We start from the raw sequence: 17,688 nt of genomic DNA, 5'->3' as shown, positions 1-17,688 counted from the left end.
CAGCTAGCAATGAAATAATACCATTTCAATGCCTTTGAAACCTCGTATTTTCTCTGATTCACCGACGTTAGATGCCTGAACGAAGCATAAGCGGAGGGGGATGATATACTCCTCACATGTAATGAAGTGACAGGTCACGTGAGGCGGATAACCATTCTCCAGGGAAAAAGCGTGGGATGTAATTTCAGGCCAATTTCGAGTGTGTTTAATGTGTCAATCATAACTCACTGATTGATAAAAGATAAGTGTTAACCAAAAGGATTAAAGCCATGGGTTTTTTATCAGGTAAGCGCATTCTGGTGACAGGCCTTGCCAGTAAATTGTCTATCGCATGGGGAATCGCTCAGGCGATGCATCGCGAAGGTGCCGAACTGGCGTTCACCTACCAGAACGACAAGCTGAAAGGTCGTGTGGAAGAATTTGCAGCGCAGTTAGGCTCCAACATTGTTTTGCAGTGTGATGTAGCTGAAGATGCCAGCATTGACGCCATGTTTGCTGAACTGAGCAAAGCCTGGCCGAAATTCGACGGTTTCGTACACTCCATCGGCTTCGCACCTGCTGACCAACTGGATGGCGATTATGTGAACGCAGTTACCCGCGAAGGATTTAAAATTGCGCATGACATTAGCGCTTATAGCTTTGTTGCAATGGCAAAAGCATGTCGTTCCATGCTAAACCCTGGTTCTGCACTACTGACGTTGTCCTATCTGGGCGCAGAGCGTGCAATCCCTAACTATAACGTGATGGGCCTGGCGAAAGCCTCATTGGAAGCAAACGTCCGTTATATGGCTAACGCAATGGGGCCTGAAGGCGTACGCGTAAACGCAATTTCCGCAGGTCCAATCCGCACCCTCGCCGCTTCCGGTATCAAAGATTTCCGTAAAATGCTGGCCCATTGCGAAGCTGTTACGCCGATTCGCCGCACTGTTACCATTGAAGATGTGGGCAACTCTGCGGCATTCCTGTGTTCCGATCTTTCTGCCGGTATCTCTGGTGAAGTCGTACACGTTGACGGTGGTTTCAGCATCGCTGCAATGAATGAACTAGAACTGAAATAATCTTCCACTCTTTCTGGGCGGCCCACTGTCGCCCATGATGCTCGTTTTTAATTCCCCTCTACCCTGTCCCATATATGCTTTTCTGATATTTATTATCACGTAACAATCTTTCATCCCCTCTTCTGCTTACGTCAGGATATTGCAGCGCAAACGATCCGGCGTAGTGGTATGACGACGTGTCCGGGTCGCCACTTTTTAGACCAAGGACCGCCCATGGAACAACGCCGAATTGAAGGCAAAAGCCACTGGTATCATGAGACGCAATCCAGCATGTATCCACAAGATGTTCTGCCGCTGGTGCCGGAAGCCGCTCATGTCGACGACTGCTTTTTACTGGATCTGGCGATATCTGATGACGCCCTTTTACCTTTTCAATCCTGGTTAATCCCTGCCCGTAAACTTGCACAGACCCTCTTCCCGACCCACGTAAATCTGAGTCAGATGCACACATTCAGTGCCTATGAACGGATGAGTACGGCGTTAACCGTCGCTCAGGTATATGGCGTCCAGCGATTATGTAATCACTATGCCGCGCGTCTAACACCGCTTCCTGGGCCGGACTCCTCGCGGGAAAGTAACCATCGACTGGCGCAAATCACCCAATATGCTCGTCAACTTGCCAGCTCTCCAGCCGTGATAGGCGCGCGCGATCGCCAGCATCTGGATGCAGTCGGGCTAACCACCAGCGATAGCATTCTGATGAATCAAATTATCGGATTCGTCGGTTTTCAGGCCCGTATCGTGGCCCTGTTTCAGGCCTGGTGTGGACATCCGGTGCGCCGAATTCCGGGTCTCGATATACAACAATTCGCTCACGCTGCGCCATTTAATGCAACAAACACAACCTGGCACGCTGCGCCATTCCCGATAGAAAAACATCTTAATCATGATGAGTCGATAGACAGACGTTATCCCGAGGAACTGCAAGCGTTACTGCCATTACTGATACATTCCCCCGTCATTTTGGATTTACTCGGGTCGCTCATTTCCAGCACGCAACATAGCGGAATACCAGTGCAGGCATTTTCATTGGCGACGCTGATGACTTCACGGATTAATGGCAGCGTGGCCTGTTTTAATGAACATGCGTATTCAGCTCATGAATTAAACGAGGCCATTACCGTTCTTCGTCAGGATGAACGTGAATTACAACGTTGGGAACAACGACATCCGGTTGAGCGCGTCACCCTACAGGCGGTACAATGGCTGACCCGGGCGCCCGACCGCTTTAGCACCGCACTGTTAACGCCTTTGTTCGATCAGGGAATCTCTTCAGAGCAGGCCATTAACCTGCTAGCCTGGAGTGGATTGTGCGGATGGTTGAATCGCTTGAAAATCGCGCTGGGCGACACTGATTAACCGATCCACTTACTGAAAGAGCGCTTGCTGCCACTGGCAGAATCGCGTAAAACTGTCAGCCGCTCTTTTAGCCACGAAAATAGACAATTATGCTTCAGGACAACCCGCTGCTAGCGCAGCTTAAACAGCAACTACATTCCCAGACGCCACGTGCTGAAGGGGTGGTAAAAGCCACGGAAAAAGGCTTTGGCTTCCTGGAAGTCGATGCACAAAAAAGCTATTTCATTCCACCGCCGCAGATGAAAAAAGTGATGCATGGCGACCGTATTGTTGCGGTTATCCATACAGAAAAAGATCGTGAGTCTGCTGAGCCGGAAGAACTGATCGAACCCTTCCTGACGCGCTTCGTGGGTAAAGTTCAGGGCAAAAATGACCGTCTGTCCATTGTGCCGGATCATCCGTTACTGAAAGATGCTATTCCTTGTCGTGCAACCCGCGGCGTTGAACATGAATTTAAAGAAGGCGACTGGGCTGTTGCAGAAATGCGCCGCCATCCGCTGAAAGGCGATCGCACCTTCTACGCCGAGTTAACCCAATTTATCACTTTTGCTGATGACCACTTTGTCCCGTGGTGGGTCACACTGGCACGCCATAATCTGGAAAAAGAAGCCCCAGACGGTGTAGCAACCGAAATGCTGGACGAAGGCCTGGTTCGTGAAGATTTAACCGCCCTCAATTTCGTCACCATCGACAGCGCCAGCACCGAAGATATGGACGATGCGCTGTATGCTGAAGAACAAGCTGACGGCTCGCTACAATTAACCGTCGCCATTGCCGACCCAACAGCCTGGATTGCAGAAGGCAGCAAGCTGGATAAAACGGCAAAAATTCGCGCGTTCACCAATTATTTACCGGGGTTCAATATCCCGATGTTACCACGTGAATTGTCTGACGATCTCTGCTCTCTGCGCGCGAACGAAGTGCGCCCGGTTTTAGCTTGTCGTATGAGCATTACCGCCGATGGCACGATTGAAGACAACATCACCTTCTTCGCCGCAACCATCGAGTCTAAAGCGAAGCTGGCCTATGACAATGTTTCCGACTGGCTGGAAGGTACTGGCGAGTGGCAACCAGAAAACGACGCGATTGCGGAACAAATCCGTCTGCTACACCGTATTTGCCTGAGCCGAGGAGAGTGGCGTCATAACCACGCGCTGGTCTTTAAAGATCGCCCGGATTACCGTTTCGTTCTCGGTGAAAAAGGTGAAGTACTGGACATCGTCGCTGAGCCACGCCGCATCGCAAACCGTATCGTGGAAGAATCCATGATTGCGGCAAATATTTGCGCCGCCCGTGTGCTTCGCGACAAGCTGGGCTTCGGTATTTATAACGTCCATATGGGATTCGACCCGGCCAACGCCGACGCTCTGGCCTCGCTGCTGAAAACCCACGGTATGCACGTCGATGCCGAAGAAGTACTAACACTGGAAGGTTTCTGCAAACTGCGCCGCGAACTAGATGCTCAGCCATCCGGTTTCCTCGACAGCCGAATTCGCCGCTTCCAGTCTTACGCTGAAATTAGTATTGAGCCAGGTCCACACTTTGGGCTTGGTCTGGAGGCATATGCCACCTGGACTTCCCCAATCCGTAAGTACGGCGATATGATCAACCACCGTCTGCTTAAGGCTGTCATCAAAGGCGAAACCGTCGCTCGACCTCAGGATGATACCACTGTGCAAATGGCGGAACGTCGTCGCCTGAACCGGATGGCTGAGCGTGACGTGGGTGACTGGCTATACGCCCGTTTCCTGAGTGATAAAGCCGGAACCGACACCCGCTTTGCGGCCGAGATCATCGACGTCAGCCGCGGCGGCATGCGCGTACGTTTGGTTGATAATGGCGCTGTTGCCTTTATTCCTGCCCCCTTCCTGCACGCCGTGCGTGACGAACTGGTCTGCAGCCAGGAAAGTGGTACCGTACAAATCAAAGGTGAAGTGGTTTACAAAGTCACAGATGTGATTGACGTAACTATCGCCGAAGTTCGCATGGAAACCCGCAGCGTTATCGCACGTCCCGCTATGTAAAATGTCGTAACCCAGCGACCTTTCTCATTTTGTGAAAGGTCGTTTTCTTTTTTCCGCCCAAATTCCCACCAGGCACTACACTTCTTTCAATCGGTCAAAATTATTTTTTTACTATTTTCAGTTCCGTTTGCTTTGCTTTTTACGGATTCTGGATTACACATAAATATATAAAAAAAACAATACGTTCAGCCATAATCACCCTGAATGAATCATGGCTACCCTTACTTTTGAGGCTCTATGCGCTTTAAACGGGATAGTACACATCATGAAAGACGTCCGGGAGCTGGTTACGTTGTATAGCTATGTGGGCACTCATAACCCCTACTGGCGTTTGTCAGAGGATTGCAACATCCTGCATTTCTCTATTGATGAAACAGCAGAAGCTGAGCAGACCATCGAATTATCACCCGAGCAGGCCGACCGCATTCGCGAGATGACGGTGATTACGTCAAGTCTGTTAATGACGTTACCCATTGAAGATGACGACATATCTGTGCATCTGGTCGGTCGAAAAATCAATAAACGCGAATGGGCCGGTAGCGCATCCGCCTGGGATGACACCCCTTCCGTCGCCCGCGACCTGGCTCACGGGCTCTCTTTTGCCGAACAGGTCGTTTCTGAAGCCAATTCCGTTATTGTCATTCTTGACCGCATGGGCAACATTCAGCGTTTTAATCGCCTGTGTGAAGAGTACACCGGCCTCAAAGAACGTGAAGTTATTGGCCAAAGTGTATTCACATTATTTATGAGTCGACGTGAAGCCGCAGCCTCCAGACGCAACATCGAGGTCTTTTTTCGCGAAGGTAACTCATATGAGGTCGAACGATGGGTGAAGACCTGCAAAGGTCAGCGCCTGTTTCTTTTTCGCAATAAGTTTGTACATAACGGTAGCGGCAAGAACGAAATATTTCTGATCTGTTCCGGCACCGATATCACTGAAGAACGTCGCGCGCAGGAACGACTGCGGATGTTGGCTAATACCGACTCCATCACCGGATTACCGAACCGCAACGCCATTCATGAGCTGATAAGCGATGCGATTGAGAACGCAGGTGATACTCAGGTTGGGATTGTATATCTCGATCTGGATAACTTCAAAAAGGTGAACGATGCCTACGGGCACATGTTTGGCGATCAGCTGTTGCAGAGCGTGTCGCTGGCAATTCTCAGTTGTCTTGACGACAACCAGCTATTGGCTCGGTTTGGCGGTGATGAATTTATCGTCCTTGCCACTGAAACGTCCCAGAGCACTCTGGAAGCTACCGCATCGCGCATTCTGACACGCCTGCGTCAACCCTTTCGCATTGGCCTGATTGAAGTCTATACCGGCTGCTCTATTGGTATTTCCCTCGCTCCACAGCATGGTCAGGACTGCGAGAGCGTCATTCGTAACGCCGATACGGCCATGTACACCGCGAAAGAAGGCGGCCGCGGACAGTTTTGTGTTTTCTCTCCGGAAATGAATCAGCGGGTATTTGAATACCTGTGGCTGGATACTAACCTGCGCAAGGCGCTGGAAAACGATCAACTGGTTATCCATTATCAGCCAAAGATAACCTGGCGAGGCGAAGTGCGCAGCCTGGAGGCGCTGGTACGCTGGCAGTCTCCGGAACGCGGCCTCATTCCACCACTGGAATTTATCTCCTACGCCGAAGAATCAGGGCTTATTGTTCCGCTGGGTCGCTGGGTTATTCTGGACGTTGTGCGTCAGGTCGCAAAATGGCGCGCCAAGGGAATCAATCTGCGCGTGGCGGTAAACGTTTCTGCCCGCCAGCTCGCCGATCAGACACTATTTACCGATCTCAAACAGGTGCTTCATGAACTCGACTTTGAATATTGCCCCATTGATGTCGAGTTAACGGAAAGCAGTTTGATTGAAAATGAGCAGTTGGCACTGTCCGTCATTCAGCAGTTTAGCCAGTTGGGGGCGCAAATCCATTTGGATGATTTTGGTACTGGATATTCGTCACTGTCTCAACTGGCCCGCTTCCCGCTTGATGCAATTAAATTGGATCAAACCTTTGTCAGGGATGTACACAAACAACCTATTTCGCAGTCGCTTGTACGTGCCATTGTTGCGGTCGCACAAGCACTCAATCTGCAGGTCATCGCCGAAGGTGTTGAAAGCGCGAAAGAGGATGCCTTTTTAACCAAAAATGGCGTCAACGAACGTCAGGGTTTTTTGTTTGCCAAACCAATGCCAGCGGCTGCATTTGAACGTTGGTATCGACGACATCTGAATAAAAAAACGCGCTAACGCAGTGGGATCAAACGTCGTTAATAGCCATAAATGGACATAACGTAACGATCCTATCTGCATGTAATCACGGAATATATAATATTCTTCTATCATTGATAGTTAATACTATTTTTCCCTTCTCTTTTGCCATGAAATTCTGCATCATGAAATTCAAACTCGATTGCCATTAGGATGATAACCATGTCTGATATCGACGCTCAGCGTCTGGCCGAACGCATTGATACCGTGCTGGATATCCTCGTTGCAGGTGATTACCACTCAGCCATCCACAATCTCGAAATTCTGAAGGCTGAGCTGCTAGACACGGCCAAAGAAGATGCCGAGTCTTTGCCCAAAAAGCACAAGGCTCCCTGGGAGATCTGATGACATTAACCCTTTAATGTCGCTGCTATCAGCAAACTGCATATGAGGCAGTTTCCGTTTAATTTCCGATACGATATCGCAATAAAATTAATATTATGAATTCCCGACAACAATCTATTTTGCAGATGGTGACTGATAAAGGTCAGATGAGCGTTGCCGAACTGGCAAAAATCACCGGTGTCTCAGAAGTGACGATTCGACAGGATCTGAACACACTGGAGAAACAGAGCTATTTACGCCGTGCGCACGGTTTTGCTGTTTCATTGAACAGTGATGATGTGGAAACGCGCATGATGACTAATTTTACGCTGAAGCGTGAGCTGGCCGAATTTGCCGCATCTTTGGTAAGCCCTGGCGAGTCCGTATTCATTGAAAACGGCAGCAGCAATGCGCTCTTGGCCAGAACGCTGGCGGAGCAAAAAGATGTCACCATCATTACCGTCAGCAGCTATATAGCCCATCTGCTGAAAGAAACCCCCTGCGAAGTGATTCTCCTTGGCGGCATCTATCAGAAAAAAAGCGAAAGCATGGTGGGGCCCTTAACTCGCCAGTTCATCCAGCAGGTACACTTCAGCAAGGCCTTTATCGGCATTGATGGCTGGCAGGCTGACACCGGCTTCACCGGACGCGACATGATGCGTTCTGATGTGGTTAACGCGGTGCTGGAAAAAGGTGCAGAAGTTATTGTACTTACTGACAGCTCAAAATTCGAAGCCATTCACCCTTACACGCTGGGTCCATTAGAGCGATTCAGCCGCGTAGTCACGGATTCCAGACTCAGCGCCAGCGTACAAATGCAGCTCGAGCATTCAGGATTAACCGTCAATATCATTGATGCGCACGCATAAAATCTTCAGCAGATGATTTGTCAGTCGGCAAATCATCTCCTCTCTGAGAGTTATCTGACAGTCCAATTAAGACTTTTTACCTGTCGTTAACAGGATTAAGTCGTAAAATTAATGTTAGCGATATAACAGGAACGAACCTCCAATCTCAGGATAGTGTTTGTCATGCCTTCGCTAAACGGTTTCACGGAAATATCTTCGTTAGCCTAAATTTAGCGCTATTCTTAAAGAAAACTGGATTCCGTGAATCAATAATTCAGGAGAAAGTATTATGTTAGTAACGAGCAAAAAAATGACCGCTGCCATTTTGGCGATTACTCTGGCAATGTCGCTGAGTGCCTGCTCTAACTGGTCCAAACGTGACCGTAACACCGCAATTGGTGCTGGTGCTGGTGCAATCGGTGGTGCAGTCCTGACTGACGGCAGCACGCTGGGCACGCTGGGTGGTGCTGCAGTAGGTGGTATTATTGGCCACCAGGTGGGTAAATAATTTACGGTTAAACGGCTCGATATAATAATACGTTTACTTTTTCAGGTCTGTATTATTAAAAAGCCACGGAAAATTCCGTGGCTTTTTTTATTAACCGCCAGCCAATTTAACTTTCATTCCTTTGGCTTCCAGCAGCGATTTAATCAGGTCGCGTTTATCACCCTGTATCTCAATCACGCCATCCTTCACTGCCCCGCCGCAACCACATTTTTTCTTCAGTTCCGCAGCTAATTTGGTCAGTTCAGCATCGTCCTGATCTATTCCAGTAATCAGGCACACGCCCTTACCTTTGCGGCCACTGGTCTGTCGCTGGATACGGACAATGCCGTCGCCTTTGGGACGCTCTGGGACGGCTTTCGGTTCATCAATACGCCCGGTGTCAGTTGAGTAGACCAGACGAGAATTTGAGTCGTTCATTTACGCACCTCGTTTCAGGGAGGCATTGATCATCTTCAGCGTCTGCGCCGGATCTGCCGACTGCGTAACTGGACGACCAATAACCATATAATCCACACCAACTGACTGTGCTTGTTCCGGCGTCATAATACGACGCTGGTCGCCTGCCTCGCTACCTTCAGGGCGAATACCCGGCGTTACCAGTTTAAATGCCTGGCCAAATGCCTGCTTGAATCGCACCGCTTCCTGCGCGGAGCATACGACGCCATCCAAACCACAATGTTGGGTTAAGCGCGCCAGCCTTTCCGCATGCTCCGCAGGTGACAACGTCACGCCAAGGTCGGCAAGATCGCTGGCTTCCATACTGGTCAGAACTGTTACTGCAATCAGCAGCGGCGCATCCTTACCAAAAGGCACCAGGGCTTCACGTGCAGCGGTCATCATACGCGCCCCACCTGAAGCATGAACGTTAACCATCCACACGCCAAGCTCGGCAGCTGCCGCAACGGCATGCGCGGTAGTGTTGGGAATATCATGAAATTTCAAATCAAGAAAGACGTCAAAGCCACGCTGTTGTAGATCGCGAACCAACTGAGGTCCAAAAAGCGTGAACATCTCTTTGCCCACTTTCAAACGGCAATCACGAGGATCAATTCTGTCGACAAAAGCTAATGCTTTATCACGATTGGAATAATCGAGAGCGACAACGACAGGAGAATCAGTAACAGCACGAGAAGAAGATGAAGCAGTAAACGTCATGACCAGACCTTCCTGAGGATGGGCGCCATCAGCGGCGCAAAATGGGTAAACGGCGTGCATTCTACCTGCGGCAATAGAAAATTAACAGGCGCGATTACATTTCTGCCAGGCGAATTTGGCAACGGAGGTTGAGGATGGATTGGTTACACATCATTAGCATGTTGTAACTAAAGTGAAGTTTTTTTAAAAATTACAGCCCATCAAGTCCGCGAATAGGCTTAATGGTTGACCATGAGCGACAGGATGGGCAGTGCCAGTACAGTGTATATGCGGTAAATCCGCACTTCTGGCAACGGTAGCGCGGCTTGCTGCGCACCTGCTCCCCAACCATATCGCGCAGAACCATCAGGCTCTCTTTCGCGCGCCCTTCTTCTGCTTCGTTAAGATGGTAATCCATCAACTTGTGGAACACGCGCATCGTAGGATGGCGTTGTAGCTGGCGGGTAATATAAACCTGAGCGGTATCAGTCCCCTCACGCGCTTCAAGAATATCGGCCAGCATCAGCTCGGCGGCGGCGCCAGTATTCTCCTCAACAGCCCGACGTAAAAACTCGGCCCACTCATCGTTTTTCCCAAGATGCTGGTAACAGCTTTGCAGCATTTCCAGCGTTTCGCTGACCAGTTCTTTATCCTGAGAAATCACGCGTTGTAGACATTCAACGGCCTTCGCATAATCGCCTTTCACCATGTACACCCGGCCCATCATGATGGAAACCCGGGCACTATTTTTGTCTGCCGCAGCCCCTTTTTTCAACAGCGTCATGGCGCGATCCATATCGTCGCTGCCCATCTGCTGTAAGGCCAGTTCGCAGTAGAAGTGGGCGATCTCAATACGCTGTTTATCTTTACCGAGCTTCACAAGGCGTTCTGCGACATCAATCGCTTTCTGCCATTCGCTGGTCGCCTGATAAATTTGCAGCAGTTGCTGTAATGCACCGACGCGAAAATCTGTTTCATCGGTAAGCTGATTAAACATGTCTTCCGCGCGGTCGTACAGACCTGCGGCCATGTAGTCGCGCCCCAGCTGTTGTACGGCCAACAAACGCTGCTCGTAGGTCAGCGAAGCACTTTCCATTAACGTTTGATGGATGCGGATTGCGCGGTCGACTTCACCGCGCGAGCGAAACAGGTTTCCGAGGGTGAGATGAGCCTCAACGGTGCCCGTATCCTCTTTTAGCATATCGAGGAACAGATCCACCGCTTTGTCTTGTTGGTTGCTCAGGAGGAAGTTAACCCCGGCGACATAGTCACGGGAAAGACGGTTAGCTTCATCCTGCTTGGTTTGTTGCGCACTTCTGCGACCCATATACCACCCATAGGCAGCGGCTACAGGCAAAAGCAGAAACAACAACTCCAACATAAATAATTATTCCTTCACAACCGACGAATCGGCAGAAACCGCAACGTCGGTCGCAGGCGTAAGCTGGTTTTCCAGTCGTTTGATTTTACGTTCGGCACGCGCAAGAGACACACGAACCTTCAGCCAGAAAAGGCCGCAAATTAACCAACCAATCGCAAAACCTGCGGCAAACAATACAGCAAGCAGCGTAGAGATACGATACTCACCCTGAGCCAGCAGGTAATTAAACGTAACCTGTTGATCGTTTTGCGCACCTAATGTCACCGAAATAACAAAAATCGCCAACACCAGTAAGAAAATGAGTAAATATTTCACATTACTTCCCGTTATGTGGTTTGAGCGAATAAATCGTGTACAACTTACCGCGTTGAGCCCTTTAAATTACCATTTTCACAACGAGTGCGAAACGGAAAAGCGCTTTCCCCTTTCTGATTTAAGGGCAAAATTCGAAAAATCAATCATGGCTAACTTTCTTGTTCACGCTGAGCGATTTCTTTTTCCTCCTGCACTGGCGGCGTTAATGGTCCGCATACCCGCTGCGCAAGCCATGTCGCCAGCGTTACCAGCAACCATGAAATCAGCGTTGCAACAACCAAATCACGGGGCCAGTGCATGCCTAATAGCAAGCGACTGCCCATAACGCCCGTAGCCCAGATAAGTAAAAACACAATTGTCAGCGTACGTCGGCGTGGCCATAACAGCCCTACGGCCAGTAAAGCCCAACTGGCGGCAAACATCGTATGCCCTGACGGAAAGGCAAACCCTGTTTCTTTTTGCCAGTGCTTACGTAGAAACGTCGGAATATCCTGTTGTTCGGCCAATTGCTCTTTAACTAAGTGACCACGTTCTTTACGTTTTAAAGTGTAGAACTCATCAACCGGAATATGGTGCGTTTTTTCCAGCCACACGACAAAGGGCCGAGGTTCCTGCACCCTGTCTTTAACCCAGGACTTCACGCCCTGACCGACTAAAATGGCCGCAGCCAGGATCGCAAACAGCATTACCGCAGCTTTCAGACGAAAACGCAGACACCACAGAAACCATGCACAGAGAACAACGTGAGTGATAATGCCCCACGGCTGCGTCACCGTTTCCGTTATCCAGTACAGAGATTTTAGCCACCAAACGTTATGTCCCGGCTGCCAGCTCCAGCCCGATACCCATACGGCAACCGGCATAATAAGTAGCAGCCCGGCCCCGACCGCAGTGCGCTTTGCAATTGACAGCATTGCCTCTCCTTTCGTCGATAAGTCTCACAATCATAACTGAAAAAAGCGCATGCCGGGGAAATTGACAATTTTGTGCCATTCCAAAAGCGAATCCGTTGTCGCGATTAGGTGAACATCGTTGCCTTATGGCAAAATAGTGCAATATAGAACAGAAGCCAACAGGCGACGGCACGACAGTGCCAGCATAATCTGGAGAATTACATGCAGCTTAAACGTGTGGCAGAAGCCAAACTGCCAACCCCCTGGGGTGATTTCCTGATGGTGGGATTTGAAGAACTGGCAACCGGACACGATCACGTCGCACTGGTTTTTGGCGATATCACAGGCCAAACGCCTGTCCTGGCCCGTGTCCACTCCGAATGTCTGACTGGCGATGCATTGTTTAGCCTGCGTTGCGATTGCGGTTTCCAGCTCGAAGCGGCTCTCACCCATATTGCTGAAGAAGGGCGCGGTATCCTGCTTTATCATCGTCAGGAAGGACGCAATATCGGCCTGCTCAATAAAATCCGCGCCTACGCGTTGCAGGACCAGGGTTATGATACCGTTGAAGCTAACCATCAGTTGGGCTTTGCGGCAGATGAGCGTGATTTCACGCTGTGTGCGGATATGTTCAAGCTGCTTGGTGTGGACGAAGTTCGTTTGCTGACCAATAACCCGAAAAAAGTGGAAATTCTGACCGAAGCGGGAATCAATATTGTTGAACGCGTGCCGCTGATTGTGGGTCGTAACCCGAACAATGAACATTACCTGGACACCAAAGCCGCCAAGATGGGACATTTGCTGGGCAAGTAATAGTTGTTACCGCCGATAATAAAGCCTGCTCTCGCAGGCTTTTTACATTCTAGCTCAACATATTACGAATCACGTAGTGCAGAATGCCATCGTTTTGGTAGTACGTTAGCTCCGTCGCGGTATCGATACGGCAGCGGCATAAAACAACTTCTTTACGTCCATCCGAGCGAACCATACTCACCGGCACTGTTGCACCCGGTTTGATGTTTTGCAGATCCGTAATATCGATCGCTTCCTCACCGGTTAGTCCCAGCGTTTTACGCGTGACGCCCTGTGGGAATTCCAGCGGCAAAATCCCCATACCAATCAGGTTAGAACGGTGAATTCGCTCAAAGGATTCAGCGATAACCACGCGAACCCCCAGCAAGCGCGGGCCTTTTGCCGCCCAGTCGCGACTGGAGCCAGAGCCATACTCTTTCCCGGCAATAACCGCCAAGGGAATATTCTCCTGTTGATATTGCATAGCCGCATCATAGATAGCCACTACCTCAGTTCCCGGCAAATGACGCGTCATCCCACCTTCCACGCCGGGCACCATCTCATTGCGAATACGAATATTGGCAAAGGTACCGCGCATCATTACTTCATGATTCCCGCGCCGCGAACCGTAGGAGTTAAAATCTTTACGCTCTACGCCGTGGCTTTGCAGATAACGCCCCGCCGGGCTGTCCGGCTTAATACTACCTGCAGGAGAAATATGGTCGGTGGTGACGGAATCTCCAAGCATTGCAAGGATACGCGCACCATGAATGTCCTGGACCGGATCCGGCGTCGCCTGCATACCATCGAAGAACGGCGACAAGCGGATATAGGTTGAGTCAGACTGCCAGCCATAGGTATCAGCCCGATCGACCTGGATTGCTTTCCATTCAGGCGTGCCTTCAAACACTTCAGCATACTCTTTATGGAACATGGCGGTAGAAACCTGCTCCACGGCACGGGCAATTTCCTGAGCCGTCGGCCAGATATCTTTCAGATATACGGGATCGCCCTTTCTGTCATGCCCTAACGGATCTTTAGTCAGATTGATGTTCATATTCCCCGCCAGCGCATAGGCCACCACCAGCGGCGGAGACGCCAACCAGTTGGTCTTCACGAGCGGATGGATACGCCCCTCAAAGTTTCGGTTGCCGGAAAGCACAGCACCAACGGTGAGGTCGCCTTTTTTGATAGCAGTCTCGATAGGATCGGGTAACGGACCCGAGTTACCGATACAGGTGGTACAGCCATAACCTACAAGGTTAAATCCCAGCTCATCAAGGTACGGCGTGAACCCTGCCTGCGCCAGATAATCAGACACCACCTTCGATCCTGGCGCCAGCGAGGCTTTCACCCATGGCTGACGTTTCAGACCAAGCGTCACTGCTTTTTTCGCCAGCAGCCCCGCCGCCATCAATACGCTTGGGTTAGAGGTGTTGGTACAGGAAGTGATCGCTGCAATAACCACAGCACCATCCGGCAGCTGGTACTGGTGACCGTTCATTGCATAGTCCACTGGCTGGCGATCTTTCAGCGAGCTATTCACTTCGAGTTCATTACTCGCCGAAAACGCTTTCGGGACATCAGCCAGTGCCACCCGATCCTGCGGACGCTTCGGTCCGGCAAGGCTAGCTTCTACACTGCCCATATCCAGCTCCAGTGAACTGGTAAATACGGGTTCATCCCCAGGATTACGCCACATTCCCTGCGCTTTGGCATAGGCGCTGACCAGCTCAACCTGCTCCTCACTGCGCCCACTCAGACGCATATATTCAAGAGTGATGCTATCGATCGGGAAGAAACCGCAGGTTGCGCCGTATTCCGGTGACATGTTCGCAATGGTTGCCCGATCGGCCAGCGGTAAGGTGTCCAGCCCATCACCGTAGAATTCAACGAATTTACCGACCACGCCGTGCCTACGCAGCATCTGGGTGACGGTTAAAACCAGGTCAGTAGCGGTGATGCCTTCCCGCAGTTTTCCCACCAGTTTGAAGCCCACAACATCCGGGATAAGCATAGAGACCGGTTGACCCAGCATTGCTGCTTCGGCCTCAATGCCTCCAACGCCCCATCCCAGCACACCGAGACCATTAATCATTGTCGTATGGGAATCGGTTCCGACCAACGTGTCAGGGTAAGCCACCCACTCACCGTCCTGTAACTCGCTCCAGACGGCTTTGCCGAGGTATTCAAGGTTAACCTGGTGGCAAATCCCCGTTCCTGGTGGTACAACGCTGAAGCGACTAAATGCCTGCTGTCCCCATTTCAGGAACACATAACGCTCATGGTTACGTTCCATTTCCAGGCGTACGTTTTCTTCGAAAGCATCATCATCACCAAAACGGTCCACCGTTACCGAGTGGTCAATGACAAGGTCCACTGGCGAAAGCGGATTCACCTTTGCTGTATCTCCGCCCAAACGTTTCACCGCTTCGCGCATGGCGGCCAGATCGACCACCGCCGGCACGCCGGTAAAATCCTGCATCAGAACACGAGCGGGTCGATAGGCAATTTCACGATCGGCATGGGCAGTCTTCAGCCAATGCGCGAGCGCATGAATATCATCTTCGGTTACGGAATTACCATCCTGCCAACGAAGCAGGTTTTCCAGTAACACTTTCAGCGATTTGGGTAGTCGGGTGATATCACCCAGTGATTTAGCGGCCAGAGGTAAACTGTAGTAGCGGTAGGTTTTGTCTTTAACCTGCAATGTGTCCTTACTGGCTTCTCGTAGGGTCGACGACATAGCTCCTCCTTAAATGACAGGGTTGGATCCCCTGATTTCCTCAGGGTTAGTATTAAAGATAACACAAACAAAATGTAACGCTTTGATAACAACTCAAATTGATAAAAGTAGCGCGCGATACAAAAGCGCGAAGTGAGGTCAATGGTAGGGAGTAAGGTCTAGCCGTGTAGATGAATAGGATGAATATTCAGCAGGCAATAGCGCAATCGATAATACGTTGATTAGGTGGCTGATGGTGAATACATGGGATAAACGATTCGATATTTAAGGCCACGAGGTAATCGTTATTATTATAAAATACGTACGAATTATTGTTTCTGTTTATCATCATCGGTTAACAGATCAATAAACGCCTGTTGTTCAGGAGAAAGATTCCAGGATTCGGGTATCTTTGGATCCTTCTCGGCTACGGTTTTGCTCTCTTGCTCATGGTCATGAGACGCTGGCGTCACGGTAGAGTGCTGCTCCGGTGCGGACATACTTACCCCCACACGTTCCAGGCCACGAGTGCGACAATAATCCAGAATATCGCAGAGCCAAGAAACACGGCGAACCAGGCTTTACGTTTCATCGCGGGATCCCGGCGTGCAGGCTGGTTTCCTGAAGGCATCGCTAACCTCATACTATCGAAATCACTTATCATTTAGGCACCAAACAATTGGTACAATTAATCATCAGATAGGAGGAATCCTAATAAAAAAGGCGAAAAAAAGCCAGTTAATTTTCGGACTCGATCTGATAAATAAATCAATTGTTTGATCAATTATGAATATTTGAGAGTGATTTTTGGCAAGCTGACTAATTTGAAACTACTTTAGAGAACTTTTTCCATAAATAATATATGGTTAATATATAGGAGGAGAAATAATGAATAAATTAAGACTCTCCCGTCGGTATCACTTTATGCTTACGGCTTACGGATACCGACAAGGTAACAACCGTTATTATTTCTCAGGCAATTTAATATCTTTAAACATGGCTTCAATATCATCGTTGGAACGTAGAGCCACCGCCGTGTCCACCACATCACGCGTCAGATGCGGCGCGAAACGTTGAATGAAATCATACATGTAACTGCGTAAGAAGGTGCTGCGACGAAAACCAATTTTGGTGGTGCTATGGCTGAAGATATCGTGCGCATCCACACGTACCAGGTCAGGATCGGAAACAGGATCAACCGCCATACTGGCAATTACACCCACGCCGAGCCCCAGACGGACATAGGTTTTAATAACATCGGCATCGGTCGCGGTAAAAACAATACGCGGCTCCAGACCCGCACGGTTAAACGCGGTGTCCAGCTCCGAACGCCCGGTAAATCCAAAGGTGTAGGTTACCAGTGGATACTGTGCCAGTTCCTCAATAGAAACCGAGGATTTTCCCGCCAGCGGATGATCCGGCGTGACGACAATCGAACGGTTCCAGTGGTAGCAAGGTAACATCACCAGATCGTCATACAGATGCAGGGCTTCCGTCGCGATGGCAAAATCCGCATTCCCTTTCGAGACGGCTTCGGCAATTTGCGTCGGCGATCCCTGATGCATATGCAATGAAACACGAGGATATCGCTCAATAAAACCTTTAATCACGTTCGGCAAAGCGTAACGTGCCTGGGTGTGCGTGGTGGCGATATACAGCGAGCCTTTATCCGGCCAGGTATGTTCGCCAGCAACGGACTTAATAGCATCTACCTTAGACAGTACTTCGCGCGCAATACGGATAACTTCCTGCCCCGCAGGCGTAACCTGGGTCAGATGCTTACCGCTACGGGCGAAAATCTGGATGCCAAGTTCATCTTCCAGCATACGAACTTGCTTACTGATACCGGGCTGAGAGGTATAAAGCCCTTCCGCCGTTGAGGAGACATTAAGGTTGTGGTTCACCACCTCAACAATGTAGCGAAGCTGCTGTAATTTCATGTTATGCCATCCCGATTCGCGCCATCAAATCATCGTTTCAGTGCAGGCTCGTGGGCGCTGCTAATACGATTTAATAATAAAAAGTCTGTTAACTATAACCACTATATCA

At 50.0% G+C, this 17,688-nt stretch carries 17 protein-coding genes; 8 read left to right on the top strand and 9 right to left on the bottom strand.

All coding sequences use genetic code 11. The annotated features are described in order from the left end of the window. The first annotated feature begins 269 nt into the window (after window positions 1-269). From fabI to osmB, 7 genes are all read left to right on the top strand, one after another. A complete protein-coding gene (gene fabI, locus SK35_RS11745) occupies window positions 270-1,058 on the top strand; it encodes an enoyl-ACP reductase FabI (RefSeq protein WP_020996373.1) in 789 nt (262 codons plus the stop codon). 213 nt (window positions 1,059-1,271) lie between these two features. After that, entirely contained in the window at window positions 1,272-2,417 is a 1,146-nt protein-coding gene (locus SK35_RS11740; protein ID WP_048216268.1) for a carboxymuconolactone decarboxylase family protein, read from the top strand. Between the two features lie 89 nt (window positions 2,418-2,506). Then, window positions 2,507-4,441 (top strand): exoribonuclease II, encoded by a 1,935-nt coding sequence (locus tag SK35_RS11735; protein WP_048216267.1) that lies wholly within the window; start codon window positions 2,507-2,509, stop codon window positions 4,439-4,441. A 265-nt stretch (window positions 4,442-4,706) separates the two neighbouring features. Next, a complete protein-coding gene (pdeR, locus tag SK35_RS11730) occupies window positions 4,707-6,698 on the top strand; it encodes a cyclic di-GMP phosphodiesterase (protein ID WP_048216266.1) in 1,992 nt (663 codons plus the stop codon). Between the two features lie 183 nt (window positions 6,699-6,881). Next, entirely contained in the window at window positions 6,882-7,064 is a 183-nt protein-coding gene (locus SK35_RS11725) for a YciZ family protein (RefSeq protein ID WP_003833313.1), read from the top strand. 95 nt (window positions 7,065-7,159) lie between these two features. Continuing rightward, window positions 7,160-7,912 carry a DNA-binding transcriptional regulator YciT gene (gene yciT, locus SK35_RS11720; protein WP_003020580.1) on the top strand — a complete coding sequence of 251 codons (753 nt, stop codon included), beginning with the start codon at window positions 7,160-7,162 and terminating at the stop codon, window positions 7,910-7,912. A gap of 268 nt (window positions 7,913-8,180) precedes the next feature. Then, a complete protein-coding gene (osmB, locus tag SK35_RS11715) occupies window positions 8,181-8,399 on the top strand; it encodes an osmotically-inducible lipoprotein OsmB (RefSeq protein WP_003020583.1) in 219 nt (72 codons plus the stop codon). Between the two features lie 90 nt (window positions 8,400-8,489). Here osmB and yciH read toward each other — a convergent pair whose 3' ends face one another. From yciH to pgpB, 5 genes are all read right to left on the bottom strand, one after another. Further along, window positions 8,490-8,816, bottom strand: a complete 327-nt coding sequence (gene yciH, locus SK35_RS11710) for a stress response translation initiation inhibitor YciH (RefSeq protein ID WP_003833315.1) — start codon at window positions 8,814-8,816, stop codon at window positions 8,490-8,492. Then, window positions 8,817-9,554, bottom strand: a complete 738-nt coding sequence (gene pyrF, locus SK35_RS11705; protein ID WP_156174809.1) for an orotidine-5'-phosphate decarboxylase — start codon at window positions 9,552-9,554, stop codon at window positions 8,817-8,819. 190 nt (window positions 9,555-9,744) lie between these two features. Then, entirely contained in the window at window positions 9,745-10,914 is a 1,170-nt protein-coding gene (gene lapB, locus SK35_RS11700; protein ID WP_003833317.1) for a lipopolysaccharide assembly protein LapB, read from the bottom strand. Window positions 10,915-10,920: 6 nt separating this feature from the next. Beyond that, window positions 10,921-11,229 (bottom strand): LapA family protein, encoded by a 309-nt coding sequence (locus SK35_RS11695; protein ID WP_003020595.1) that lies wholly within the window; start codon window positions 11,227-11,229, stop codon window positions 10,921-10,923. Window positions 11,230-11,378: 149 nt separating this feature from the next. Beyond that, window positions 11,379-12,143 carry a phosphatidylglycerophosphatase B gene (pgpB, locus tag SK35_RS11690; protein ID WP_032943604.1) on the bottom strand — a complete coding sequence of 255 codons (765 nt, stop codon included), beginning with the start codon at window positions 12,141-12,143 and terminating at the stop codon, window positions 11,379-11,381. A 201-nt stretch (window positions 12,144-12,344) separates the two neighbouring features. Between pgpB and ribA the strand changes: the two genes are divergently transcribed. Then, on the top strand, window positions 12,345-12,935 hold the full coding sequence (gene ribA / locus SK35_RS11685) for a GTP cyclohydrolase II (protein WP_003020601.1): 591 nt from the start codon (window positions 12,345-12,347) through the stop codon (window positions 12,933-12,935). A gap of 49 nt (window positions 12,936-12,984) precedes the next feature. Here the strand turns inward: ribA and acnA are convergent, their stop codons facing one another. From acnA to cysB, 4 genes are all read right to left on the bottom strand, one after another. Then, the gene (acnA, locus tag SK35_RS11680; protein ID WP_048216264.1) at window positions 12,985-15,660 is read right to left on the bottom strand and encodes an aconitate hydratase AcnA; all 2,676 of its coding nucleotides are present in this window, start codon (window positions 15,658-15,660) and stop codon (window positions 12,985-12,987) included. Window positions 15,661-15,968: 308 nt separating this feature from the next. Then, entirely contained in the window at window positions 15,969-16,139 is a 171-nt protein-coding gene (locus SK35_RS11675) for a hypothetical protein (RefSeq protein WP_165787407.1), read from the bottom strand. Between the two features lie 2 nt (window positions 16,140-16,141). Continuing rightward, window positions 16,142-16,282, bottom strand: a complete 141-nt coding sequence (locus SK35_RS11670) for a YmiA family putative membrane protein (RefSeq protein WP_213732144.1) — start codon at window positions 16,280-16,282, stop codon at window positions 16,142-16,144. A 322-nt stretch (window positions 16,283-16,604) separates the two neighbouring features. Then, window positions 16,605-17,579 (bottom strand): HTH-type transcriptional regulator CysB, encoded by a 975-nt coding sequence (gene cysB / locus SK35_RS11665; protein ID WP_003020610.1) that lies wholly within the window; start codon window positions 17,577-17,579, stop codon window positions 16,605-16,607. Window positions 17,580-17,688 lie beyond the last annotated feature (109 nt).

This window comes from Citrobacter sp. MGH105 (assembly GCF_001037485.2).
Lineage (GTDB): Bacteria > Pseudomonadota > Gammaproteobacteria > Enterobacterales > Enterobacteriaceae > Citrobacter > Citrobacter portucalensis.
The sequence above is the reverse complement of the archived record's forward strand: the minus strand, read 5'-3'. Positions and strand labels throughout refer to the sequence as shown.